This is a genomic window from Bacillus haimaensis, assembly GCF_048270625.1.
In the GTDB taxonomy this organism is placed as follows: domain Bacteria; phylum Bacillota; class Bacilli; order Bacillales; family Bacillaceae_I; genus Sutcliffiella_A; species Sutcliffiella_A haimaensis.
Genome location: NZ_CP158164.1, coordinates 4,372,821 through 4,398,362, shown reverse-complemented (window position 1 = coordinate 4,398,362; position 25,542 = coordinate 4,372,821). Strand labels below are relative to the sequence as shown.

Annotated in this window: 22 protein-coding genes; 8 read left to right on the top strand and 14 right to left on the bottom strand. The window is 37.5% G+C overall.

All coding sequences use genetic code 11. The annotated features are described in order from the left end of the window. Positions 1-171 precede the first annotated feature (171 nt). Together ABN702_RS22235 and ABN702_RS22230 are read left to right on the top strand one after the other, a co-directional pair. On the top strand, positions 172-654 hold the full coding sequence (locus ABN702_RS22235; RefSeq protein WP_417898750.1) for an HIT family protein: 483 nt from the start codon (positions 172-174) through the stop codon (positions 652-654). Between the two features lie 37 nt (positions 655-691). Then, positions 692-1,159 carry an NUDIX hydrolase gene (locus ABN702_RS22230; RefSeq protein ID WP_417898749.1) on the top strand — a complete coding sequence of 156 codons (468 nt, stop codon included), beginning with the start codon at positions 692-694 and terminating at the stop codon, positions 1,157-1,159. A gap of 423 nt (positions 1,160-1,582) precedes the next feature. On the opposite strand, the gene rfbB is transcribed toward ABN702_RS22230, so the two are convergent. The 8 genes from rfbB to ABN702_RS22190 form a co-directional block, all read right to left on the bottom strand. Next, entirely contained in the window at positions 1,583-2,608 is a 1,026-nt protein-coding gene (gene rfbB, locus ABN702_RS22225) for a dTDP-glucose 4,6-dehydratase (protein WP_417898748.1), read from the bottom strand. Positions 2,609-2,633: 25 nt separating this feature from the next. Next, entirely contained in the window at positions 2,634-3,533 is a 900-nt protein-coding gene (gene rfbA / locus ABN702_RS22220) for a glucose-1-phosphate thymidylyltransferase RfbA (protein WP_417898747.1), read from the bottom strand. 16 nt (positions 3,534-3,549) lie between these two features. Continuing rightward, positions 3,550-4,644: a DegT/DnrJ/EryC1/StrS family aminotransferase gene (locus tag ABN702_RS22215; protein ID WP_417898746.1), complete on the bottom strand. Its 1,095-nt coding sequence runs from the start codon at positions 4,642-4,644 to the stop codon at positions 3,550-3,552. After that, positions 4,641-5,213, bottom strand: a complete 573-nt coding sequence (locus tag ABN702_RS22210; RefSeq protein ID WP_417898745.1) for an acyltransferase — start codon at positions 5,211-5,213, stop codon at positions 4,641-4,643. Before ABN702_RS22210 ends, ABN702_RS22215 begins: the two co-directional genes overlap by 4 nt. 37 nt (positions 5,214-5,250) lie before the next feature. Beyond that, positions 5,251-6,714, bottom strand: a complete 1,464-nt coding sequence (locus tag ABN702_RS22205; RefSeq protein WP_417898744.1) for a lipopolysaccharide biosynthesis protein — start codon at positions 6,712-6,714, stop codon at positions 5,251-5,253. A 40-nt stretch (positions 6,715-6,754) separates the two neighbouring features. Next, entirely contained in the window at positions 6,755-7,807 is a 1,053-nt protein-coding gene (locus tag ABN702_RS22200) for a TDP-N-acetylfucosamine:lipid II N-acetylfucosaminyltransferase (RefSeq protein WP_417898743.1), read from the bottom strand. 173 nt (positions 7,808-7,980) lie between these two features. Then, positions 7,981-9,822 carry a cell wall-binding repeat-containing protein gene (locus ABN702_RS22195; RefSeq protein WP_417898742.1) on the bottom strand — a complete coding sequence of 614 codons (1,842 nt, stop codon included), beginning with the start codon at positions 9,820-9,822 and terminating at the stop codon, positions 7,981-7,983. Positions 9,823-9,976: 154 nt separating this feature from the next. Continuing rightward, entirely contained in the window at positions 9,977-11,086 is a 1,110-nt protein-coding gene (locus ABN702_RS22190; protein ID WP_417898741.1) for a signal peptidase I, read from the bottom strand. A gap of 238 nt (positions 11,087-11,324) precedes the next feature. Between ABN702_RS22190 and ABN702_RS22185 the strand changes: the two genes are divergently transcribed. The 6 genes from ABN702_RS22185 to ABN702_RS22160 all read left to right on the top strand — a co-directional run bounded on the left by ABN702_RS22185 (position 11,325) and on the right by ABN702_RS22160 (position 17,434). Then, complete coding sequence (locus ABN702_RS22185) at positions 11,325-11,879, top strand: DUF1102 domain-containing protein (protein ID WP_417898740.1); 555 nt, start codon at positions 11,325-11,327, stop codon at positions 11,877-11,879. A 145-nt stretch (positions 11,880-12,024) separates the two neighbouring features. Then, positions 12,025-12,471 (top strand): hypothetical protein, encoded by a 447-nt coding sequence (locus tag ABN702_RS22180; RefSeq protein ID WP_417898739.1) that lies wholly within the window; start codon positions 12,025-12,027, stop codon positions 12,469-12,471. Between the two features lie 23 nt (positions 12,472-12,494). After that, positions 12,495-13,601: a DUF5305 family protein gene (locus tag ABN702_RS22175; RefSeq protein WP_417898738.1), complete on the top strand. Its 1,107-nt coding sequence runs from the start codon at positions 12,495-12,497 to the stop codon at positions 13,599-13,601. Then, positions 13,594-15,300: a sensor histidine kinase gene (locus tag ABN702_RS22170; protein WP_417898737.1), complete on the top strand. Its 1,707-nt coding sequence runs from the start codon at positions 13,594-13,596 to the stop codon at positions 15,298-15,300. The genes ABN702_RS22175 and ABN702_RS22170 overlap by 8 nt, the downstream gene beginning before the upstream one ends. After that, positions 15,297-15,938 carry a response regulator gene (locus tag ABN702_RS22165; RefSeq protein ID WP_417898736.1) on the top strand — a complete coding sequence of 214 codons (642 nt, stop codon included), beginning with the start codon at positions 15,297-15,299 and terminating at the stop codon, positions 15,936-15,938. Before ABN702_RS22170 ends, ABN702_RS22165 begins: the two co-directional genes overlap by 4 nt. Before the next feature lie 194 nt (positions 15,939-16,132). Continuing rightward, the gene (locus ABN702_RS22160) at positions 16,133-17,434 is read left to right on the top strand and encodes a cell wall-binding repeat-containing protein (RefSeq protein WP_417898735.1); all 1,302 of its coding nucleotides are present in this window, start codon (positions 16,133-16,135) and stop codon (positions 17,432-17,434) included. Positions 17,435-17,515: 81 nt separating this feature from the next. On the opposite strand, the gene ABN702_RS22155 is transcribed toward ABN702_RS22160, so the two are convergent. From ABN702_RS22155 to ABN702_RS22130, 6 genes are all read right to left on the bottom strand, one after another. Continuing rightward, the gene (locus ABN702_RS22155) at positions 17,516-18,373 is read right to left on the bottom strand and encodes an ROK family protein (RefSeq protein ID WP_417898734.1); all 858 of its coding nucleotides are present in this window, start codon (positions 18,371-18,373) and stop codon (positions 17,516-17,518) included. A gap of 139 nt (positions 18,374-18,512) precedes the next feature. Continuing rightward, the gene (locus ABN702_RS22150; RefSeq protein ID WP_417898733.1) at positions 18,513-19,973 is read right to left on the bottom strand and encodes an ABC transporter substrate-binding protein; all 1,461 of its coding nucleotides are present in this window, start codon (positions 19,971-19,973) and stop codon (positions 18,513-18,515) included. A gap of 88 nt (positions 19,974-20,061) precedes the next feature. Next, positions 20,062-21,027, bottom strand: coding sequence for a carbohydrate ABC transporter permease (locus tag ABN702_RS22145; RefSeq protein WP_417898732.1), 966 nt, complete (start codon positions 21,025-21,027; stop codon positions 20,062-20,064). A gap of 23 nt (positions 21,028-21,050) precedes the next feature. Then, positions 21,051-21,989, bottom strand: a complete 939-nt coding sequence (locus tag ABN702_RS22140) for an ABC transporter permease (RefSeq protein WP_417898731.1) — start codon at positions 21,987-21,989, stop codon at positions 21,051-21,053. A gap of 200 nt (positions 21,990-22,189) precedes the next feature. After that, positions 22,190-23,707 (bottom strand): response regulator transcription factor, encoded by a 1,518-nt coding sequence (locus tag ABN702_RS22135; RefSeq protein ID WP_417898730.1) that lies wholly within the window; start codon positions 23,705-23,707, stop codon positions 22,190-22,192. Next, positions 23,694-25,475 (bottom strand): sensor histidine kinase, encoded by a 1,782-nt coding sequence (locus ABN702_RS22130; RefSeq protein WP_417898729.1) that lies wholly within the window; start codon positions 25,473-25,475, stop codon positions 23,694-23,696. Before ABN702_RS22130 ends, ABN702_RS22135 begins: the two co-directional genes overlap by 14 nt. Positions 25,476-25,542: the final 67 nt, after the last annotated feature.

Here is a 25,542-nt window from a genome sequence, read left to right as displayed (position 1 = left end):
GCTTCGCGGGGAACACACCGCTTGGAGCCTGCTGTTTTAGCTTTTTTGGAAGCAATGAGAACCGTCCCTGGTGGTTTAAAATAACGCCAACTAACCTGTCCCCCCGCCTCCCAGAATATGATATGATCAAAGGTGTTATCAGAAAAATAAGAAGATTAGAGGTCTAAGCTAGTGTCAGTTGATAATTGTTTAATTTGTAAGAGAATGAAAATGATCGAAGAGGGAACGAACCCTTATTTTGTTGCAGAGTTAAATACAGGATATGTAGTGATTGGGGATCACCAACTGTTTAAAGGATACACGTTGTTTCTTTGTAAGCATCATAAGACAGAGCTGCATTTCTTGGACGAAGATTATAAGGCTGAGTTCTTGGTTGAAATGAGTAAGGTTGCAGAAGCTGTTTATCATGCTTTTGAGCCAGATAAGTTGAATTATGAGTTGTTAGGAAACGGGGATGCTCATTTGCATTGGCATATCTTCCCGCGTAGGGATAACGATGCGGTGCATGGACCTGTTTGGTGGGTAGATCGGGATGTCATGTCTTCTGATGAAGTAAAACCTTCTAAAGAGGAGTTAGAATCAATGAAAGCTAAGTTATACAAAGAGTTGGGGAAACTTACTCCAATTTTGAGGAAAGGGAATATCCCTGTTTAAGACAATAAGAGGTTAACATAATGAGGGGACTGTAAAAATGGACTACATAAAGCATTTAAGGTCGATGGTTGGAAACGAGAAGGTTATTATGGTTGCTGCGGGTGCAATTGTTATTGATAAGGAAAATAGGGTGTTGATGCAACAGCGTTCTGATACTGGTCAGTGGGGATTTCCAGGCGGGTTCATGGATTTAGGGGAAAGCGTTCATGCTACTGCCAGAAGGGAAGTTTATGAAGAAACGGGACTTACATTAGAAGAACTTGAGTTGTTTGGGATCTATTCCGGACCTCAACATGATAAGACATTTTCTAATGGCGACCAAGTATCAATTGTCCTCGTAACATTTATTTGTAGACAGTATACCGGGGCGTTAGTCAGAAGTAACGAGGAGTCCATGCAGAATAGATTTTATTCTCTTGAAGAGCTGCCAGAGAATATATTCACTGAACATAAGATGCTTATCGATGATTTATTAACGAGTAAGCCACTACCGATTATTGGATAAAAATTCTTCAAAAATCTAGTAGAGATAAAGGTATATTTTTTTAACTCAGTTCAACAATGAACTGAGTTTTATTATGCAAAAAGCACCGATGGATAGGGACTATTCAGTAAGGGTGTGCTCAATGGAGAACTTTCTAGATGGCAACGTACTCCTGTATTTCTTATTTAGTAACTCCTAGTCTTTCTCCTCTGATAAGAAAGTGTCCCTTTACTTTCTCACTTCTTCAACCTGCCCCAGAATAACACCGATATACTGTTTCTGTACCGCTAACAAATCTTCGAGAATTGTGAAAAAAATAGGCTGGCCGAAGAACAAAGCTTCGACCAGCCTATTTAATTAATTATTTTGTTTCTGGAATTCCTTATTTATATCATAAAGATATCGATGTCTTTTTTTACCCAGTAACAATCATACCTGCATACTCTATTTATTAATGCTGTATTGCTTCTCAAAATAGTTTTGATAATCGCCGCTAATAATTTGTTCCCACCATTCTTTGTTATCTAGATACCATTGAATAGTTTGAGCAATTCCTGTTTCAAAATTGTATGTAGGCTTCCATCCTAAATTTTCTAATTTAGTAGGGTCGATTGCATAACGCTTATCGTGGCCTAAGCGATCCTTAACGAACTCTATTAACTCCTCAGATTTGCCTAATGTTTTAATAATCGTCTTCACAACTTCTAAATTTGTTCGTTCATTATGGCCACCAACATTATATACTTCTCCATTTACACCCTCATGCATAACTAAATCAATCGCGGCACAATGGTCAATTACGTGTAACCAATCACGAATGTTTTTCCCATCACCATAAACTGGGACCTTTTGATCGTTTAAGACACGAGAAATCGTTAATGGTATTAATTTTTCTGGGAAGTGATATGGTCCATAATTATTGGAACAACGAGTGATATTCACAGGTAATCCATATGTTTCATGATATGCCCTAACTAATAAATCAGATGATGCCTTACTTGCACTATAAGGGCTATTTGGTTTCAAAGGTGTTTCTTCTGTAAAAAACGTAGTCGGATCAAAATCTAATTCCCCGTATACTTCATCTGTAGATACATGAACAAACTTCGTTACCCCAACAGCTCTTGACGCATCTAACAAAATTTGCGTTCCTAGTACATTTGTTTGAACAAAGATTCCTGGATCAGTAATGGAACGATCTACATGGCTTTCGGCAGCAAAATGAATGACATATTCAAAGTTCTCTTTTTCAAAAATAGAGAATATGACGTCACGATCAGATATATCTGCTTTTACAAAATGATAATTTGCCATTTTTTCAATGCCACTGTGTTTAGTCAAGTCGCCTGCATATGTCAATTGATCTAAATTAAAAACGTCATAATCCGGGTATTTGTTAACCATATACTGGACAAAGTTACCGCCAATGAAGCCGGCGCCACCAGTAACAAGTACCTTCTTTTTAGACATATATGTCACCTCTTATTAAATATTATTATCTACTTCCAGTTGAAAATAAGCTGTCTTGTGACTGATTGGAAATATCAACTAAATACTTCCCATATTCAGTCTTTAACAGGGGTTCAGCAAGACTTAATAATTGTTCACGCGAAATATAGCCTCTTCTATACGCAATTTCTTCAATACACGCTATATATAGCCCTTGTCTTTTTTGTAATGCCTCAACAAAATTCGAAGCCTCAAGCAATGATTCATGTGTACCAGTATCCAACCAAGCAAGGCCACGACCTAAAATTTCTACTTTTATCTGTCCTCTTTTTAAGTAATGATCAATAACGGAAGTGATTTCTTTTTCACCCCGGGCGGATGGCTGCACATTTTTCGCAATTTCCACAACTTCATTGTCAAAGAAATACAAACCTGGAACTGCAAGTGAAGACTTGGGGTTTTCAGGTTTTTCCTCAATTGAAACAGCATTTCTCTCATTATCTACTTCCACCACACCATATGCACGTGGATCTTTCACGTAACACCCAAAGATGATCCCACCATTTTTTAAAGAAGCAGCTTTTTGTAATCTGTTCCCGAAATCGGAACCGTAAAAGATATTGTCACCTAAAACTAAAGCTACCGGTGAATCACCAATGAAGTCTCTACCAAGAATAAATGCTTCAGCTAGTCCATTTGGTTTCTCTTGAACGGCATATTCAAATTTCATCCCCAGTTTACTACCGTCTCCTAATAGTTCCTTAAACCCTACAATATCTCTTGGTGTAGAAATAATTAAAATTTCTTTAATACCTGCAAGCATTAAGACTGATAAAGGATAATAAATCATCGGTTTATCATATATTGGAAGCATTTGTTTAGATACAGCCTTAGTCAATGGATACAGTCTTGTCCCAGAACCTCCAGCTAAAATGATACCTTTCATAGTAAATTCACCTTCCTTATCCCTTGATAATTTCACATATTTTATCAACATTCTCCAGGGTCAAATCTGCATATAGAGGTAAAGTTAACACCCTATCTGCTATATATGCCGCAACAGGTGTTTCCTGAATTTCAAACTGACCTTGATAGCATTCAAAACTACTCGTAAGAGGATAAAAATACTTTCTCGCAAAAATATTCTGTTCCTTCAAAGCTTCTAATACTTCATCCCTAGAAAATTTATAGCCGTCAAAAACAACAGGAAAATATGCATAGTTACTTTCCACATTCTCTTTTGGCTGCCAAAGTTTAAGGCCTTTCATTCCACCAAGTTGTTCCATGTACCTATTTACAATTTTCTTTCTTTTATTTATTTCATTATCTACATGTAATAGATTACAAAGACCCATGGCTGCTTGAAACTCATTCATTTTTGCATTACCGGCCACATACTCAACAGAGTCCTGCCCTGTAATACCAAAATTTTTATAAGAGTTTAAGACATCCTTTAAATTATGATCATTATAAGTCACAGCCCCACCTTCAATTGTATTGAAGACCTTCGTTGCATGGAAACTGAACATCGAGGCATCACCAAAGGCTGCGACCCCTTTTCCATCAACAGTAACCCCGAAAGCATGTGCTGCATCATAAATCACTTTAAGATTATGCTTTTTGGCTATTCTCTCCACTTCGTATACATTACATATATTTCCATAGACATGGACTGGGATTATAGCAGATGTTTTATCTGTTATTAAACTTTCAAGCATATCGGTTTGTATGGTATAGTCTTCCGGATTGATGTCACAAAATACAGGAGTTAAACCATTTCTTACAATAGCATGTGTTGTCGATGCAAAAGTAAAGGGGGTTGTAATCACTTCTCCTGTTAAGTTCATAGCTGCTATCGCATTCTCCAATGCCAGATGACCATTTGAAAATAAAGTTACATTTGGAACATTTAAATACTGTGCCAGCTCTTTTTCCAATTTATTATGCTTTACACCATTATTGGTCAACCAATGACTACTCCATAAATCTTTAATTTCTTCACAAAATTCTTCATAAGACGGCATTGATGATTGAGTAACCTGGATTATATCTTTCATCCCCTTAATTCAGACTCCTTTTTGAATTCTTTTTCCAAATAAAGTAACTCTTTGCTTCTTTCCTTTATTCTCCTATATGGTATTCCAGCGTTGATACTCCAGGGTTCTGAAGTTTTATTAATGAGGCTCATCGCTCCGAATGCACTTCCTTCGTTCAGCACAACACCTGGTAAAACTACACACCCTGATCCGATTATTACATGTCGTCCAATGATTACTTTTTCACTGAGTACATTTTTGTATTTATCTGGTATCATGGGGTTTGTCATAGTTTCTCCTGAATAATCATCACTTAACGCATATATTGCTATTTTGGAAGAAAGGTTTGCAAAGTCTTGGATTTCAATGCCTTTATTTCCACCATATAATGCAGTAAAAGCCGCAATATGAATATAACTTCCAATAGTAATGTTCCCACTAAGGATACAAAAATCGTCAATTCTGACATTATCACCAATACTAATATTTTGTGCACCATAAATACTAGCTTTTCTGCTTATCAAAACATTTTCTCCACATTGTCGAAAGCCTATTTCTTTTAACTCATCCGAAGAATAAAAACTATCCAATCCTACCACTTCCTCTCATAGTTGATTAAAAATATAGTCATCCTGCTTTTCTTTTTTTGTTTTTCAACATTTCTTTTCCAGTTGTTATTAAATAGGTATAGCATTCAAGCCTTAATGCTTTTGCTAATCCAATATATATTACGATACCAACAATAATCTGTACGATTAAAGTTAAGGCCTCCGTCATCCCGATCCACTGTATGCTATATACTACCATACCCATTATGATCGATAATATTAAAGAGGGGATTATATCTTTCCACTGCTCTCGATATCTATAGTCAATCAGCTTTAAGTTAGGATAAGCATTAATAAAAGTAGATATTATACTAACAACAAATACTCCAAAAGCCATTGCATATGCTCCGAATGGGATACTGATTGCTATTACCACCAGCCCAAGTAATTTCTTGAAAATTTCAAGCTTTAAAAAAATATCACTGCGACCCAAAGCATTAATGGCTTGTAAATTTGCGGTATGGATTGGCCATAATGCATAAGAAGCACAAAATATTTGCAGGAACGGAACGGCAGGCAGCCATTTTTCTGTTAATACAATATTTACTAATGGCTCTGCAACGGCAGCCATTCCAACCATCACAGGAAAAACGATAAAGGAGCTCGTCACAATCGATCTACGGACAATATCCTTTACTCTCTTTATATTATCTTGATTGGATGACAATGTAGGAAACATGACGGATTGTATGGAGCCGTTAATATTGCTGACAATCAATTTTGGGAATTGCTCTCCTCTATTATAAAATCCTAAGGTTGCCGAGCTATACATCTTACCAATAAAAAGACTGGTTAAATTTATATATAGAGTATCTAGTAATGATGAAACCAATACCTTCCAACCAAAGGCAAATAAAGTCTTAATCCTTGCAAAGGAAAAAAGTAAGGTTGGTCTCCATTTTACCGTGAACCATAAAATGATCGTAACCAATAGCTGATTTGATAAATGCTGTACTACTAAGGACCAAACACCGAAACCGGCATAAGCCATCATGATACCGGCTGTTGCAGAAACGATCATTGCTCCTAAGCTACTAATAAATAGCTTTTTGAACTCCAGCTTTTTTGAAACAACTGCGATTTGAATGGAATTGATCGCACCAAAAAACAAGGTTAATGATTGAATTCTAAGCACCGTTGTCAATTGAGGTTCTTCATAGAATGCAGCTGCAATAGGTGCAATAAAAAAAAGACCTATGTATAATAGGCTTGCAACTAGTAAGCTTAAGTAAAACACAGAGGAAAAATCAACCTCATCTGAATTTTTCTTCTGAATAAGTGCTGTATTGAAACCGCTTTGAACAAAAACCCCTGCGATCGTAATGAAAATGGTCACAAGCACAATCAAACCAAATTCTTCCGGTAATAAAAGTCGGGCCAATACAATCGTCACAATAAATTGTATTCCTTGCGTACCTCCGCGCTCTAATAATTTCCAAAACAACGAAGAAATTACTTTAGCTTTTGTTAATTCCGAGTTCATCCACTCATCTTCCTTCTTTGCTATTGTCTTAATATCAGAACTACTTGTTGAATATAGTTCCCCAAATATCCACTAAATAATGTTCTTCAAAAACATCACTGATTTTCTCTTTGTTTTGAGCTTCACTATTTTGAACAAATTGATTGAAATCCATGTTTTCTATTGATAATACATCATTCATATCAATCTCAAACTTTTCTTTGAAATGTGACCACATGGAAGTATCGGATCTAATATATACTTTTTTATTTAAATACAAAAGGGCATAAATATTTCCTAATGCTTGTTGTCTGTCACTATTGAATAATGCAATATCTATATTATTCAAATAAGCACTGTATTCCTCTGGGGGTAGAAATTCCATTAGTGCGATGAATTTATTTCCAAATATCTTTTTACCTTCTTCAGCAACAACTTTTGCATGTTTCTTGTTCCCATAAGATAATGGTACATATATAAGTATGTTTTGGTCCTTAAAATTCTTTAATTTATTCAAAGCATCAATATGGTTATTCGAAGGATCGGCTGAATTCCCAATTTGAATGACAACCGGACTATCTTTACTTTTCTCATTTAAAGCTAAAGAATCCAGGTAGTCCTTTGAAATTGGATTAATATACGCCCCGTGAAGATAAGTACCCTTTGTACCATACCACTCTTTGGCCAGTTCATAATCACCCTTCACCAAGGTCACAACATTCCCCATTCGTTTTATCACAAATGCCCTTACAAACTCTTTGAATTTTTCTTTAGTGGTTGTTCGAGGGTTCCTATAAGCATATAAATCAGCTCCCCATACCATCCAGTAACATTTCTTAAGTAACCACGGTTGAAGAAACAAAAGTCTATTCACATCCATGTTAAACAAGTTATGAAGATAAATTTTCTCAGATTTGTACATTTCTAATAGAAGTCTTTTTATACCACTAGCATTTCTGGAAATCTCCAAGACATTTTCACGAGGTGTAATCTTTGCCCCCACTCCAGAACCAACAATAATAAATAGATGCTCTCTTGGATCAAAGTGTTTATTGATAAATTTAATATAAGGCTCGGTGAATTTTTCATTTTGCCATATGTGTAAATGTTTCATTTTTTACTCCTTAATCTCACTTGAAGATAGTAGTGTAAATAATATGCATTAAAATATTCCGTATTAATTATATATTATAGCTGTTGATAAAGACAGTACCATATACATAGCATATATGGTCTCAAAAGAAAAGAAGAAACCCTTTTTCCGAAGGTTTCTCCTTTTCCCGTTTCTTATAAATCAATCTGCACTATACTATTACGCTTGATAAAATAGTAATCCATATCAAATATGTCGACCAGGATGGTGGACTCGTCCTGATAAAGGATATTGTAGAATTGATTTTCCCCGACCGTAAACTCGGTCACCTTTGCACGAACAGATAAATCGGTTAATGAGGATTTCGATACTTGCACTGTGATCGCATCATCGGTAATAGTTTCTACAAAGAAATAAACTTTGTCTCCTATTAAAGTATGATACGTGTCTCCATACTCGGAAAGAATGGAAAGATCTGTGGCGTCCTTATTAATAGTGGCGCTCACTGTATAGTATTCTTGATTCTCTAAATTAAATTGGTCCATCGTAAAATATATTTTATCATCCAGTACCTGCATCGAACAGTCGCAATAGAAAGCGGAAGGGTTTTCCGTGTCCATTTCAGTATAAATACCTCGAACCTCACCTGTATCCATATTATAGGCGTAGATTCCGCTATTCATATGATAGGTATAAACAATAGGTCCATCGATAGCAAAATCAATCAGGGAGGACAAAGCACTCAGATCCAAGTAAGTGGATACTTCACTACCATCCAAGCTTAGTTTAAATATCGATTGATCTGCTTCCTCTTCGCTGAAATGGAAATATATCGAGCCATCAACAATTTTAAATTGACTGACTTGCCTTCCTTCTTCGTCGGCAAAAATGGTCGTAACACCCGTACCATTTTTGTTCATTCTTTCTATGGTTCCTTCTACGGAATTGATGAAATAAACATATTCACCTTCTGCTAATACATTATAGGTATAGGTGTATTGTCCTTCATAAACAACTGTTTCTTCTTTGGTAATAAGGTTGTACATACTTATTCCACCGTGGTCATTGTTAAAATAATATATATGTTTCCATCCATCAGCAGACTGTTCCACCGCTTCTGCCTTTTTATGTATGAGCGGTGCAATAACTGCCGTACCCCCCACAATCATGAATTCACGATACTGGTTCATAAGGAAGGCTGTCGGTTCTGGAATTTCAATTTGCTTGACCAATAATAATGGGGCATTCTCCCTTGCAGCCAAAACGGATCCAGCTAAAGCATCAGGGAACTTCTGTCCACTTACAATCATCGCCTTCTGGTTACCTAGTGGCAGGTTCAGTGCAATGGCTTTCGCCGTTTCATAACGTGTCGGTCCCGAATAACGTGTTGGATTTGGCGCATCGTTTGCTGCCTTTTCACTTACCGCACCTACACCCCCGACTATTATAGTAGATTCTTTATCTGCCAGCGCAGCTTTTGTACTGCTGTTTAAACTCTCCGTTGCAGTTAATAGAATCGGAATCCCATTTTTCGCAGCATATGGCGATACGGCTAAAGCATCAGGAAAATTCTTTCCGTTTGCCAAGATAGCCTGATCGGAAGGTAATTTCTTGGCAATATTAACTGCAGTTTCATATCGTGTCTTCCCGCCGATTCTCTCAATCTCCAATTCCATGCCCTTTAGTTCTGTCTCAACAGCTTGGGAAATAGAGGCATTTCCGCCTAAGATAATGACTTTCTTTGCATTCAGACGGATGATCTCCCCTTTTGTAACAGCTGTCAGATTCTCGGTCTTCGTCAGTAGAATCGGTGCATTTTCTTTGTATGCCAAAGGTCCCCCTGCTAACGCATCCGGAAAATCTGTCCCTTTCGCCAAAACGACCGTATCTGCTGTTTCCCAAGTTTCTTGAGAGATTTTTACTGCTGTTTCGTATCTGTCTGCTCCCCTGATTCCCTCAACAGCGTAGCCAGTGCCAATGTTGAAAGTGAAAATTGCAGCAATTAGTGCAACCATGGTGAAAACTAATTTTTTCATGAAACTTCGACCCTCCCATATCTCTCTCTAAAAAGAATATTATTCTCTCATTATATAGAAAATATTGGTTTAGTGTGTAACCTTTTCTATTTTTGTTACTTTGACTCATAAAAAAATAGGATCTCTCATTGAAGATCCTAATATAAGGTTATTATTAGTTAAATGCGATTCTCCTCAGTTTCCGCTTGCCCCTTTTTACTTCCCTGATTGTCTTTATCCGCAGTCGCCTATTAATTAAAGGATATAAAATCAAAGGTATTCCAGGGACTAAGGAAACTACACCAAGAGCGAGCCAATAGCTCTGTGAAGCCAGAAATTGAATAATGACGCTAGGTAATAAAGGGAAAAACAACCCCACATGGATAGTAGATTCGTAGGCTCCAGTTTTTTTTCCTGAAACCTTAAAAGTCGTTTCGATTTCCTGACCTTTATTTATGAATACTTTTTCCAAGCTTGTAGTAATCTGATTGTCCTGTGTGGTAATCACTCCGATTAACGGGATTGCCCCACTGTTCGATAGTTCTACTAGTGGAAGTTCTACTTCTTCCCCTTTTTGTAAGACCCCAACAGCACTTCCCATCAACGCCCCGCTGCTACTTTCCGAGACTTCATATATCAGCTTCATATGCTGACTCGAAAGCAACATGGTCGTGCCAATAATCACAGAAAGAGTAACTCCTCCTATTATGTAAATGAATTGCAGGTCCATCCCTTTATTACTTTTACTTTTCTTTTTCCCACTCCGCAGCTCCTCGATACCAATAATAACGGCAAGGAGAATGGCGATGCCCGGCAATAATAAGGGACTAGACTGGAATTTTTCAAACCAAAGAGAAAGATAGCCTAGTTTAGGCAGTACAATAGGTGTGTCGTTTAAGGTAAACGCCCTTCCCACAATCCATTCCTGTTTTATGGAAGAAGATTCCCCATTTTCCTGATCGGTGTATTGGTTGGCATCACCTTGAGTGATGAAACCCTCTTCTTTATTTCCTTCTATTATTCTATGTGCAATCCAACCTTTTGAGGATAAGCTTCCTTCTTCTGATTTGAAAATGACAATGTCACCAGTTTTTAAGTCATCATTCTGTGTTACTTTATCCACAAGAATCATGTCTCCTCTTTCCCAAACTGGATACATGCTATTGGATCGAATAACAGTCAACAAAAAAGGACTCTTGGTTATTGCTGAACCGATTGATGCAACCAGAGTAAAAAGTACTGCTCCAGCTACTAACATATTTATTATGAATTTTATGATTTTCATCTGAATCACTCCTCTACTACCTATATTGTATAAGAAAGAAGTTTAATAATAAGCCGTCTAAAGTGTACTATGTATGGTACCAAAGTATACCCTTGGGCATTCTTTGGTAGTAAAAGAAACTATCCTAAAGACACCCAGAAGACTACTCCACAGAGGCACGTATAAATAGTTCATTCCTCCTATACTTAGGTTATCGGTTAACGGCCGAAACAAAAAACAAATCTCAGGAGGTAATACAATGTTCAGAAAAACGAAAAAAGGGTTAGTTGCAGTAGTTCTTACTTTATCTTTATCCAGTGTGATGGCGGCTATGTCTTATAGCTCTGCAAGTGTTACGAATGATATGTCAGTAAAGTTAACGGATACTTCTAGTGCACTATTGGCTTTGGAGCCAAGCAGTGAGCATAATGCAGCGACCGATGCCCACATTACGGCGAATATGCTGAAATTGGATCTTTCCAAAGGCTATAACAACGGTGAGTTCGGGGTACAACCAAATAGTACGTACTCATGGGATGATTTATTTAAAGTAAAAAATAACTCCGAGCACGAAGTGACAGTAACTATTAAAACCAATCCGAATGTAAATGATGGAAGAATCCAACTTTTCGCTTCAGCTGATGGAAATAGCTGGACTAGAATTTCTAATATCCATTCACAGAATCCAGGGGGAGTCTTAACCTTCGTACTTCCTGCTAACACTGAAAAATGGATTGATGTAAAAACTGCTGCATCTAATGGCCACGTAAAAGTGACAGACCTAGACCTAATTGTTGAAGCTGTTAAAAACTAATAACCCTATAAAGACATCCTTAATTGGATGTCTTTTTTTGTCTTTTTTTCAGAACTGTTCTTTACAACAATCACTCCGTTCGTTATAATGTGTCTTGTGCACTATAACGAACGAAACTTTGAATTTTGAAAGGGGATTTTCTATTTTGAAAAGCAAAATGTTACTTTTTTTGTTAGCGGCCATTGTTTGTGGACTTCTTATAAAAACCGCTACAAGCTACACAAGTGCCAGATTACATAACAATACATCCATTCAGTTAACAGACAGCAAGCATGCACTCATTTCCATTCATTCAGGAGAAGTTTTAGAACTCGAGCCAGGTAAAGAGACTACCTATGAGCTGGAGATCACCAACAATATCTCTAATTCTTTAAATCTTTTAGAAGAAACCACCACCATTAATAAGTTAGTTATTGAAGTGACAGAACAACCATTGAAGCTCGGCAGGAATACGATTACCCTTACAGTTAAAGCTAGTGGTGATGCCAAAAACGGAAATCAAACTTTAAAGCTTCCTTTATCTTTTGATTGGAAAAAAGGATCAAGTGAAATCTCGACTGAACTTAATATCATGGTAGGACAAAGTCTATGAAAATACTTGGAGGTTTTAAAAGTATGCGGAGAAAAAAAGAAGAAAAGAAGTTCTTTCATTCATATTGGTTTGCTGTGGTTGTCAGCTGTTTTTTAGTTGCATCCCTTATTGGCACAGGATATGTATTTATGGCCACTAAAGAAGACCCTTTAGTTTCTGCAGAAAACCGGTTGGCCCACTCCACCTCCTACTCGTACAAAGCTGTAGTGAAAGAAAGTCAGTTGTTTCCGGATGGTGGGACGATTACTCCTGGAACAGTAATTTTTGAAAACGTCACCACCGAAATACCACTAGAAATTAATTCTATTTTAACTTCTGAAGACCCTGTTACGTTTACAGGAACTTATCATCCTACTCTTACAATCGTAGCAGACAATTATTGGTCAAAAGAAATACCCCTCACTGAAGAAAAGTCATTTGAATTAGAAGGTAACTCCCTTCACCTTTTTGATAAAGAAATCTATTCCATTGATGTTAACCAAGTAAGAAGCTTGATTACGAGTATTGAAGAAGAGACCGGTGTACGAGCAGAAAATTATTCCATTAAGTTCAGTCCGAATATACAGGGATCCGTTCTTTATAATGGAATGGAAAGAAAGCTGGATAACAATATTCATGAGCTTCAGTTCAATTACAGCTATTATAAATTTGAGCTTTCCGGTAATACGGAGCATTCGTCAGAAGTTGTTTTTGAAGGTGATATGATTAGCAGTCATTCTTTGACCATTCTTGGACTTCCCATTTCGAATAGTATGATCAAAGGGATTCTTGTTATATCCGTAATATTATTTGGTGTTCTTTTGTTCACCAATTTACTCAATATTAGAGCTTATCAACAGAGCTGTTTGTCAGAGGTGGAAAAAATTCAGAAAAAACATGGAAGAAGACTAATACCTGTAGCGAAAAAGACTGACCTTATGAACAAATCATCCCTGCTGCTGGATTCATTTGATTCCTTGTTACTTGTAGCGGATGAAAAAGAGTTACCGATTTTCCATTATTATGACAGGAATAAATCAAATAATATATATTTCATCATTGACGCCTACTACTTATATAGTTTTGAAGCCAGCGATAAAAGCGATTACAAAAAAACGCTTTCTTTAGGTAGTGATCTTTCTTATGGATGAGAAACGCTTTTTCCTTCTTAAAAAAGAGAATGGCAAGGAAAAATTGATGCTGTCGTATCGATATGCATCTTGGGCCGTAACTTCCATTTTTTATTTTGCCATACAGCCGTATTCCACACCCTTTTTCAAAGTTGGTGTCATACTGTCTCTTTTATTTGCTGTCATTCTTATTTCGGACTTGATTTCCAAGAACAAGCTAAACCCGCAAGTAATAAAATTGATCATTCTAGCAGAAATTATCGGAACTTCTTTACTGCTTCTGCCTACAGGAGGAATTGAAAGTCCATTTATCTGGTATGCATTAAATCCCGTTTTACTAGCGGCGAGTTATTTGTCCGGTTTGCTTTGTTGGATAACTTTGTTGTTATTCATGTCAGCAGCTACTTTTTTGAATTACACATTATTTGGGTACCAATCGTCCAGTTTCATCGATGTCATCTATAAGAATTCCTATATATATTTAGTTTTAACACTTATCACGATCATTTTTCAGCAATTCTCCAATCTGACTAGGGAGTTACAGGCCCAAGCTATTAAATTGAAACTTCAGGGAGAGGCATTGACTGCATCCAATGAAAGGCTTCAGGAATTGAACCGTGAGACCAATGTGATGATGGATCATATTATGTCCCTTTACAAAACGACGGAATCCTTCACATCCCAGCAAAACACGCCCTCCTTTGTCCATACTGTAGTCGACTATATGAGGAAATTAACCAATAACGAAAACAACTTCTTTTGGTTATCCTCAGACACCGACAAAGAGTCACTGTTCGCAGCAAGCTTTCTTGCAAGTAAGGAACTATCCGGACATTGGAAAAGGACATTGGAAAAGGAGTTTAATTCCATGGATGCTCAGCTTACTCCTTTAGAAATGCAAATTGGCGAAACTAAGTATTGGGTGATACAAATCCAGACGGCTAAATATTCAGGAATAATTGGGGTGGAAAACACTGATGACTCCTCCTCCTCTTCATTAAACAGTAGACTTCTAAAATTCATGGCTGAGCTTTCTTCCATTCTATTAGACCGGTTTTATTTTGAAGAGGCGACCGAGCAGTTTCTGATTGTAGAGGAACAGAACCGAATCGCAAATGAAATTCATGATAGTGTATCCCAGCGCCTATTCGCCATGGTTTGCGCTCTCCATACCTTAGGAAAAAAAGTAGACGATATCCCTTTAAAAAAAGAGCTTCAATTCTTATCAAAGTCAGCAAATTCTGCTATGCAGGAGCTTAGAACCTCCATCTATCAGTTGAGTAGCCATTCTAAAGACGGCTCCTTTCTATTTTCCAAAATCCATGAGTTCCTAGATGATTTTTCAAGATTAAATAATATCTCCATTAAGCGTAATATAATAGGGGAAGAAGCGGAAATACCCGCTAATATGAAAAGAGGCATTTACAGGATCATCTGCGAATCGAGCGGAAATGCAGTAAGACATGGAAAATGCAACGAAATAAAGATTCACCTAGAAATGAAAAATGATCAATTGTTCCTAGAGATAACGGATGATGGGAAAGGTTTTAACTATAAAAAACAAACACAGAAGAATTCCAAAGGGTTGGGTTTAGGAAACATCCAAAATCTTGTAAGTTCCTATGAAGGAGTCTTGGACATCCAAAGCAAGCCACTAACTGGGACAAAAATCACTATCCATATCCCTTTGAAGAAGAAGCAGGAGGTTGTTGGTCTATGAAGGTGGTTATTATTGATGATCATCCTTTAGTCCGAAGAGGATTAGCAGATGTATTGTCACTTGAGGAAAGCCTGGATTTCTCCGGGGAAGCAAAGAATGTAAAGGAAGCTTCTGCACTTTTGGAAAAGGTAAAGCCTGCACTTGCTTTAATTGACTTAAGATTGGGAAATGAATCGGGATTAAATGTAGTAAGAAGCGTGAAAGCTACTCGTTCGTCATGCAAATTTGTGCTTTTGACTTCCTCAGCAACAAAAGCAGACTTGATAGAAGCCAAAGAGGCAGAAGTGGATGGATTTATTCATAAATCCGCTTTACCGGAAGAATTGCTATATGCCATTAAACTCGTCAGTCAAGGTCGAAAATACTATGACCCTTCCATTCTAGAGTTGATGATGGACGAGAAAAAGGATGAGGAAAGTGAACGGATTGTCGAACAATTAACTCATAAAGAGACGGAAGTCCTGAAACTCCTGGGAAAAGGCTTGGCAAACAGGCACATCGCCAAAGAATTATTCATTACAGAATACACCGTAAAGAAGCATGTCAGTCAAATACTTTCCAAGCTTCAACTTGATGATCGTACACAGGCCGCGTTATATGCGAATTCCAGGGGACTGGTAAAGTATGAGGTTAGCTAACAAATAGATAAAAAAGATAACTCCTCTCCGATTTGGAGAGGAGTTTTACCTATTTAATATAAGTCGAACGACCCGCACTCCATCCTATTTTTTCTGCTAAAATAAAGGAAAAGCAAAAGTAGAAGGAGTAGATTACCATCAAATTTCAACAACAATTATTCGTTATAGTATTTTTTCTGTTTGCCAGTTTGCTAGTGACAACAAATGCGCAAGCATCAGATAGAATCTCAGGCGAAAATAGGTACATTACTGCAGTCAAAATATCACAAGCGGGGTGGCAGAATGCCAATACCGTGGTAATAGCAAGAGGCGACAGCTTCCCCGATGCTCTGGCGGGAGGGCCACTGGCGTATTATCATAATGCTCCAATTCTGTTGACTAATCAGAATAGCTTACATACGGAAACAAAGAAAGAGATTCAACGGCTAGGAGCGAAAAACGTCATCATTCTTGGAGGTACTGCCGCAGTTTCGGAGAGTGTAAAGGATACATTAAAAAACATGGGGTTGACGGTCAAACGGATTTCGGGGAAGAACCGGTACGCAACTGCCGCTCTGATAGCAGATGAGCTTCCTTCCACGAGAGCCATCGTGGCCAACGGCAGCAACTTCCCGGATGCTTTGGCAATTGCACCTTATGCCGCCAAAAGTGGTACCCCGATTTTACTGACCAATCATGCAAAGTTACCAGGTGAAACGGAGCAGGCTCTAAAAGGTAAAACCCATACTACTATTGTTGGTGGTGTAAGTGCCGTCAGCAATGAGGTTGCAAGCAAACTGCCAAACGCAACCCGGATCAGCGGAAAGGACCGCTATGCAACGGCCCATGCGATCATCACAAAACTTCCAATGCAGAACAAAACTGCCTATGTCGCAACAGGCAAGCAGTTTGCAGATGCTCTTTCCGGTTCGGTATTGGCTGCCAAACGGGATGCTTCCATTCTTTTGACCGATCCAACCTATGTACCAAACATTGTCCGTGAAACAGTCACGACTAAAGACTACACTGGTCTTAATGTGTTTGGCGGCGAAAGCGCTGTTTCAAGCCCTACTGCCAACGAGCTCTCTACCCTTACACTTGTCGACGGCGACATCAGCAAAGTAAGTAGCACAGAGTGGGAAGTCTACAAAATTGTAAATCAGGAAAGGCAAAAACAAAATCTTTCCCCGCTGCGCCTTCATGTCCAACTCGGGGAAGTAGCTCGGATCAAATCAAAGGATATGCAAGAAAATCAATACTTCTCCCACACCTCGCCTACTTATGGCTCACCGTTTGATATGATGGCATCATTCGGACTTGATTACTGGTCAGCCGGCGAAAACATCGCAGCAGGCCAGCCTGATCCATCTAGTGTCATGAATAGCTGGATGAACAGTTCAGGGCATAAGGCGAATATACTTAGCACCAACTACACGCATATTGGCGTGGGGCACCATTATGGGAGTAAGGGATACCGGAATTATTGGACACAGATGTTTATGACGCCGAGGGATTGACATTCACGAAAAAAGCCGCCAGGAACTTTTTGTTCTTGACGGTTTTTTTACTATCGTTAGACAGAGAACAGAAGCTCCATTCTATTCTGGTATAACCCCTAGAGCTAAAGCTCCTAAAACGCCTTGTTCATCGTTAAGCTGTGGAGGAACAATATATTCATCCATTGAATCAATAGTAATATAATTTTGAAGTAGCTTGGAAACTTCATCTCTAATTAAGTGGAACAGAATGCCTTGCTTCATCACTCCACCACCTAGAATGATTTTCTCGGGGCTTAAAATAAATATATAATTCACAATAGCTTGCGCTAAGTAATGTGCTTCCACTTCCCACACTTCTTTTTTATCCTTTAACTCGTTTCCTTTTATGCCGTATCTGGCTGTAATTGCAGTACCGGAAGCAAGTCCCTCTAAACAGTCTTTATGATATGGGCAGCTCCCTTCGAAGGCATCTTGGGGATGACGTGGAACGTAAATATGACCCATCTCTGGGTGCGTCATCCCCTTTAAAGTTACTCCTTCCTTTGCGTATCCTGCACCTATTCCGGTTCCCACTGTAATATATAAACAACTGTTCAATCCTTTTGCCGCTCCATAGTGATACTCCCCTAAAGCTGCAGCATTAACATCCGTATCCAAAAATATAGGGATATTGTATTTTTCTTTAAAGACATGGTATATGTTGAAGTTTTTCCAATCCAGCTTGGGAGTGTTTAATATTTCTCCATACGACTCCTTTTTCTTATTCAACTCGATCGGGCCGAAACTTCCAATTCCGATGGAGCTTAATCTATATTTTTTAAAAAATGAATCGACCAGTTGTAATGTTTGCTTAGGGTTTGAAGTTGGAATGGTAACTTTGTCGACTATTCTACCCCCCCTTTCTCCTACAGCACACACAAACTTTGTACCACCTGCTTCAATCGCACCGTATAGCATAGTTTTTCCCCCAATGAAATTAGAGGGTGTTCAAAAAGGCGATAGCACTACCTTTTTGATACCCTCTAACTGAATAGTTTTTGATACTGCTACTTTTAGATAGTTCAGCTGTTATCAGAATCCTTTTGCAGTAAACAAATTATTGGCTTTTTTTCCATTCATCATACTGTTTTTGCATTTCCGCCATTACTTTATCCATTCCCGCTTCTTTTAATTTCTTATTGAAGGACGGAATATATTGCTCTGGATCTACAGCACCTTTTAGTAAAGCTGGTGCAAACTCACTCGTAACATTAGAAATGGCAGCAATTTCAGTTCTCACCGGGTTAGAATCGAAATAGAATCCTAAAACTGGTGATTTGATAGAGCTTTCATTGAATTCTTTAAATGCATCCCATTTATCGGCTGGATCATCTTCATATAGCTTCAAGATTAATTGGTTACCGATTGCGAAGCTTGGCATATTATATTTTTCCACACGTGCAGGAAGATCCTTGATGGTACCATCTTCATTTTCTTCGTAGTGAACCCCTTCGATTCCTTTATCCACCAGGTTTCTTAAGTATGGATCGGAGTTCAGTAGATTCAAGAACATCATAGCTCTTTCCGGGTTTTTAGATGTTGCTGAAATTGCTTGCATGGAACCTGTTACCGAGTTATTAAATACATATGGTTCATGAAGAGGACGTGTGGCAATTTCATATCCCGCGGATCTCGACCAGATGGACTCTGCATACGGTTGGTATAATTCTTTACGAACAAACCAATTTGGCGTTTCTAATGGCCAAGAGTCTGTACTTGTAGCAGCATCTGGACGAATATATCCTTTCTTGTAGTAGCTATGCATTGTTTTAAGCGCTTTCATTGTTGCTTCTTCATCATATTTATTAATTACTTCATCTGTATTTCCATCAAGACGGAAAGCGAATGGCATCTCTTCCTGTAAAATAGAATCAAACGGCAAGTAAGCATCAAATGTTGCAATAGGCGTAACATTTGCTTCTTTTTCTTTAATGACTGCTAACAGTGGTTCTAAGTCTTCCAATGAATTTACCTTAGAAATATCTAGACCATGCTTTTTCACCAATTCATTATTAAAAGAAAGTACAGCCTGTTGTCCCACTTCCTTATTGGTTGGGACTGCATATAGCTCACCATCAATTTTTGCACCTTCTAAAAATGCAGGATCAATCAATTCCTTCATTTCTTTTCCATATTGGTCCATTAGATCGTTAAGCTCAAGGAATGCTCCTCTTCTTGCATTAAGTGCATAGTTGTTGGCCCAGGAGCTTGTGAATGCAATGTCATATTCATCACCAGAAGTAGTGATAACCTGCATTCTATCATTAAATTCTCCCCAATCCAATAGCCTTAAATCGATGGTTGTGTTGATTTTTTCTTTCGTGTATTTGTTAACCTCTTCCATAACAGCACCAACATCCTGTTGAGGAGTACCTATTAAGTACCAAACTAAGGTAACGTGTTCATCAGTAGATGCCTTTTCCTTTGATGAACCAACATTTCCTGATTCCTTACTGCATGCGATAAGTAATGAAGCAATAAGCGTCATGATGGCTGCCAATTTAACTAACTTTCTCATTTTACATCCCCCGTTTCATTCTATTTTTTATGATAAAGGAAATCCCTACGATTTGTTCTTTTAGGTCATCCTTTATTGACAAAATTGCTTACTCCTTGACTCCGCCTATTGTTAACCCTTTAATAAAGTATTTTTGGAAAAAAGGATATGATAGGGCAATTGGCAATGTAGCGATTACCACCATTGCCATCCTGGCAGAGTCTTGTGGTATCGAGGCAAGGATGGTACTGTTCTGATTTGTCAACATCGCATTTTGACGGATGAAATCTAAGTTGTTTTCTATTCTCATTAATAGAGATTGTAAGGGAACCAGATTCGGATTATCGATGAACAATAATGCATTGAACCAGTCATTCCAATATGCTAGCGTACTGAAAAGGGCAATCGTCGCAATACCAGGAATAGAAAGCGGCAACACGATAGTGAAGAAGATTCTTAATTCACCGGCACCATCGATACGAGCAGATTCTAAAATGGCTTCAGGAACTGTCCGCTGAAAAAATGTACGCATGATAATGATGTAAAAAGCATTTACCGCCAATGGCAAGATCAATGCCCAAACAGAATTTCTCAATCCTAAAAACTGAGTCATGACAATATAGAAAGGAACCATTCCACCGCTGAACAACATGGTGAAAAAAGCGATGAAGGTAAATTGTTTTCTATATCTAAATTGTTTTCTTGATATAGCGTAAGCGTACATCGCGATTATGGATACACTAATAAATGTCCCCACGACCGTTACAAACATCGTGACACCATACGCCTGAAGTATTTGTGATTTCATGTGCCATAAATATTTATAAGCCTCCAAGCTCCAGGCGCTCGGGATAATACTGTAACCATTTAATGATAATGATTGTTCACTTGAAATCGAAATGATCATTACATAGAGAAATGGAAAGATACAAAGAAAGGCAAACGTACCTAGCAAGAAGTGCATGAATATACTTGTCTTTCCAGAAAAGCCATATGGATTAAATTTTTTTTGCCTTTTCTCTTTACCTAAAGGCTTTTCTTGAACTATGTCTGTCACCTTAGCAGGAGTTTCCATACCCTTAATCTCCTTCCATACATTTAAAATAATGCATTTTCTTCATCTATTTTTCTTACAATATAGTTCGTTAATAATATTAGTATAAAACCAACTGTTGCTTGATATAAGCCCGCCGCTGTACTCATCCCAATATCCCCCATCGACATGAGGCCTCGATATACGTATGTATCAATGACATTCGTAACAGGGTATAGTGGACCTGAGTCTCTTGGGATCTGATAGAACAAACCGAAGTCAGCACTGAAGATACTGCCTATATTAAGGATGGTCAGTATGATTATCAAAGGCATAATCATTGGAATTGTAACATTCCAGATTTGCTGCCATTTACTCGCTCCATCAATCATTGCAGCTTCATAATAGGTCCGATCAATTCCTACAATAGCCGCCAAATAAACAATACTACTGAAGCCCACTCCCTTCCATTGGCTGACTGCCACTATGAAATACGGCCAAAAGGAAGGTTCGTTATACCATGACACCGGATCAATTTGAAAATATCCTAAAACACTATTAAACAGGCCTTTATCCACACTTAGAAATGCAAAAACAAAATAACTTACAACAACCCAGGATAAAAAGTGCGGGAATAACATTCCTGTTTGATAAATCTTTGCTAATTTTTGTTTAGTTAGTTCGCTTAGAATCACCGCAACTGCTACCGCCAGTATCAATCCTAATACAATAAAGACCAGATTATATAAAACGGTATTCCTTGTAATGATATATGCATCATTAGTACTGAACAAAAATTTAAAGTTTTCAAAGCCGATCCAATCACTATGGATAACACTAGCAAGAAATCCATCAGCATGGAACCTGAAATCCTTAAAAGCGATCACCTGACCAAACATTGGAATATATTTCAATACAATGAGCCAAATAAGGCCCGGCAATGTCATCAGAAGCCAGATTCTGTTATCATATAGATTTTTACCAAACTGTTTAATATGACCCATCCCTTTCCTCCTTCCCAGAAAACTTCCTGTTAACTCAATTATATGAAAACCCTTACATACAAAAAAGTTGAGATATCTTAGATTTACTGTTCAAAATAAATACAATGATAAAACGTTGGAAATCTAGCAATATTTACTCCTGCATGCCTTTTCTGCAACCTACTTTTCCATTCAAAAAAAAAGCCTTCCTGAGAAGACTTCTATCCATCCATCCTATTATTCTTCCTCCATTCAGATGGAGTCATATCTTCAAATTTCTTAAACTGTTTATAAAAATAAGTTGCATCGACATATCCAACTTTTTTTCCAATATGTCCAGCCTTCTCATAGGAATTGAGTAACAGTTTTTTCGCCCGATCGATCCTAAGCTTGTTTAAAAACTTAGTAAAGGAGTTGCCAACTTCTTTCTGAAACAGCTGGCCTAAATAAATAGGATTTATATGAAATTGATGGCCTAATGTTTTTAATGACATATCCTCCGCATAATGTTTAACAATATGATTTAATACAGTGTAAATGATCGGACTGTACTTCTCACTTTCATGATTGGAGTCTTTTTCAATCATGCCAATGCATTTATCCACTATGTTCATAGCTTCTGCATGTGTGCTCACATATAGTATCTGGTGTATAATTCCTACATATTGCGGATAATCCAACATAATTAAGAACTTGTTCTTCACATGGAAGAAAAACTCTAACAAAATGCCCTTCATAATGATAATCTGCCTGTCCTTCTCAATTTGACTAAGCATATTGCTTATTGACTTCCTGACAGTATCGTATTGTTCATTTGCCAGTTGTTCCATTATTTCGTGATTCAAATATTTAGTAGTTTCTGTTATCGCATCGATTATACTAGCGTTACCCAGATACATCTGCTCTGCTAATCTGTGATCATGATGCGGCAGTACGAGCTTCAATTCACAAGTTACCTCCAGCTCCCGGTATACACGGGTAACATGTTGATAAGATAAGATAGGTTCACTCAGGACACAGACATGCTCCCCTGGAAAATCAAAGCGCTGTACAAAATCCAGAAATCGCTCCTTTTCGGACTCCCAGTCATTATGCAGAGATTCCTTGCTCCACAATATTAAAAAATCTCCTGACGGGGTAATGGCAGCAATTCCACTTGTCCTTTGCTCTATTTCCAGTTGCAGGGAATGCAGGAAAGACGCATCCTGCTCTTCCTGTTCTAGTTTCAATAAGCCTATACACAGTGGCGTAACCATTGGGGAAATGGGGTAAAGAGAAACCCTTTCCTTAAAATCCGTTAAGGTCATTTGCCCCGTAATCCACCTCCAAATCGAATTGTCCCGTAAAACGAAATATGACTCTTCCTGCAAGGTTGAAACATTTATCTTTTCCTTTACATATAATAAGGATGATAGAAGTTCTGCCTCATTTATAGGCTTTAATAAGTAGTTCTCAATCCCCAACTGTAGCCCCTTTTTAATAAGGTCAAATTCTTGAAAACCAGAAAGAATAATAGATTTAAACTGTTTCTCTTGTTTATTTAACGACTCGATCAGTTCTAAACCTGTTAATTCAGGCATTTTTATATCTGTTATGAGCACATCAAATTTAATAGATTGGGCAAGCTGTAATGCCTCCAAGCCATTTTTAGCTGTTGCCACTATTTGAAAACCGTTTGATTCCCAATCTATGATATACTTTAACCCTTCTAAAATAAGTGGTTCATCATCCACCAACATTACTCGAATCATCCAATAACACCTCACTCAATAGTGGTAAAATAACCGTTACAGTTGTGTTAATTTCAGGCGTACTTTCTATTTCCACTCCATACGGATTTCCATACTTCATACGAATTCTTTGATGTACGTTTCCTAAACCAATCGAGTCAGAGGAGCCTTCCATATTGTTTAATCTCTTTTTAATTGTTTCTAATTGAGGTAGATCAATACCTTTTCCATTATCCTTTATTTCAACCCATAACTTTTGATGTTTTTCATACACCAAAACCGTAAGCTCATTTCCCTCACTATCCCTATTAAAACCGTGTATTAAGAAGTTCTCTATTAGCGGCTGTAAGATAAACGGTGGAACATAATAGTCTCGTAGCTTCTCGTCCATAACAAATTCCGTTTTTAATGAATTTTGAAATCTTATTTTATACAATTCAATATACTGTTCAGCATGATTCCATTCATTTAAGACAGTAACCAGTTCACCAGTCCTTAATGAATATCGGAATAGCTGAGCTAGTTGAACAATCATTTTAGCTGACGTTTTTCCACCTTCAGCTAAAGATTTCATTCGTATCGCTTCTAACGTGTTATACAAAAAATGAGGATTTATTTGCGCCTGAAGATTAGCCAGTTCCGCTTCTTTTTGTTTTAATTTTGAAAAGTAAACTTTATTAATATAGTCCTGTAATTCCTCTAACATTTCATTGAAAGTAGTAGAAATAATAGTTAAATCATCATCTAACTTAGAAGTTTCAATTCTAGCTTCCAGGTTTCCTTCCTGAACTTCTTTCATCTTCATTAAGATTTCATCTACACGCTTAGAGTAGCCTCTTAGAGAAAAATAGGGAAGCGCAATTGCAACTGTTGTTAAAAATAATATCAGGAAAAATATTGTGTATCTATACGTTAGTAGTGGTGCCAGTTCACCTTCAGGAATGATAGCAGTAACCATTAATTGACTCGAAGGCTCTATAGAAGATTGAACATAGTAATGTTCATCTAACTTAATTTCTTTTTCCACAGCACTATACTTCAGTTCCTTCTGAACATCCTTTTCGATGTCACCATAGGAGAAGTATACCTTTCGATTTTCATCCATAATTAGAAAGGAGCCGTTAACTGTTGATTCTCTTAATGAAAGCAACTGTTTCAAATTATCATAAGTAAAGAATACTGATACATTTCCTAGACGTTCTAAAGAGACTGGATCATTTATCCTCTCTTCTACCATATATAAATCTTTTCCCTCAAATTCATCTGTTTGCAAGCTCTCCGTATCGCCATTAGAAAAATAGTTACTTTCATACCAGCGACTATGATCGAATAGAAATACATATTCTGTCCCGAAGGTATCATTTTGAATTTGAAGAGCTACTAAATCTGAATCTCTGGAAAAATAATTTTTTACAAACAAATCAAAATTATAAGGAACAAAAGATTCACTTTTTGAAAACTTATCTAGCCGGTATCCAATATATTCTTGGTAGTCATGTTGAAGGGCAAATGCCAAATCTTCAATTAAGCGTTTATCAAGATATAATTGCTGTACACCCTGATTAACAAATTGGTGTTTTTTCCTTATCTCAGACTGAATTTCTTTTACGACCGTAGCATGTCTATCCAACTCTCTCTGGATAATAAAATTTGAATAGTATTCAGAGAGAAAGACAAAAAGTATCGACATCGTCAGAATAATGATCGTTGAGTATGTAAAAAACACACGATAAAACATTCTTCCACTTAATCTCTTCAACAGTTGAAACGCTTTCATTTTCTATCACACTCCAAAAATGGAAAAGTAACAGGGACGAACGAGCTGTTTGTCCCTGTTACATTGT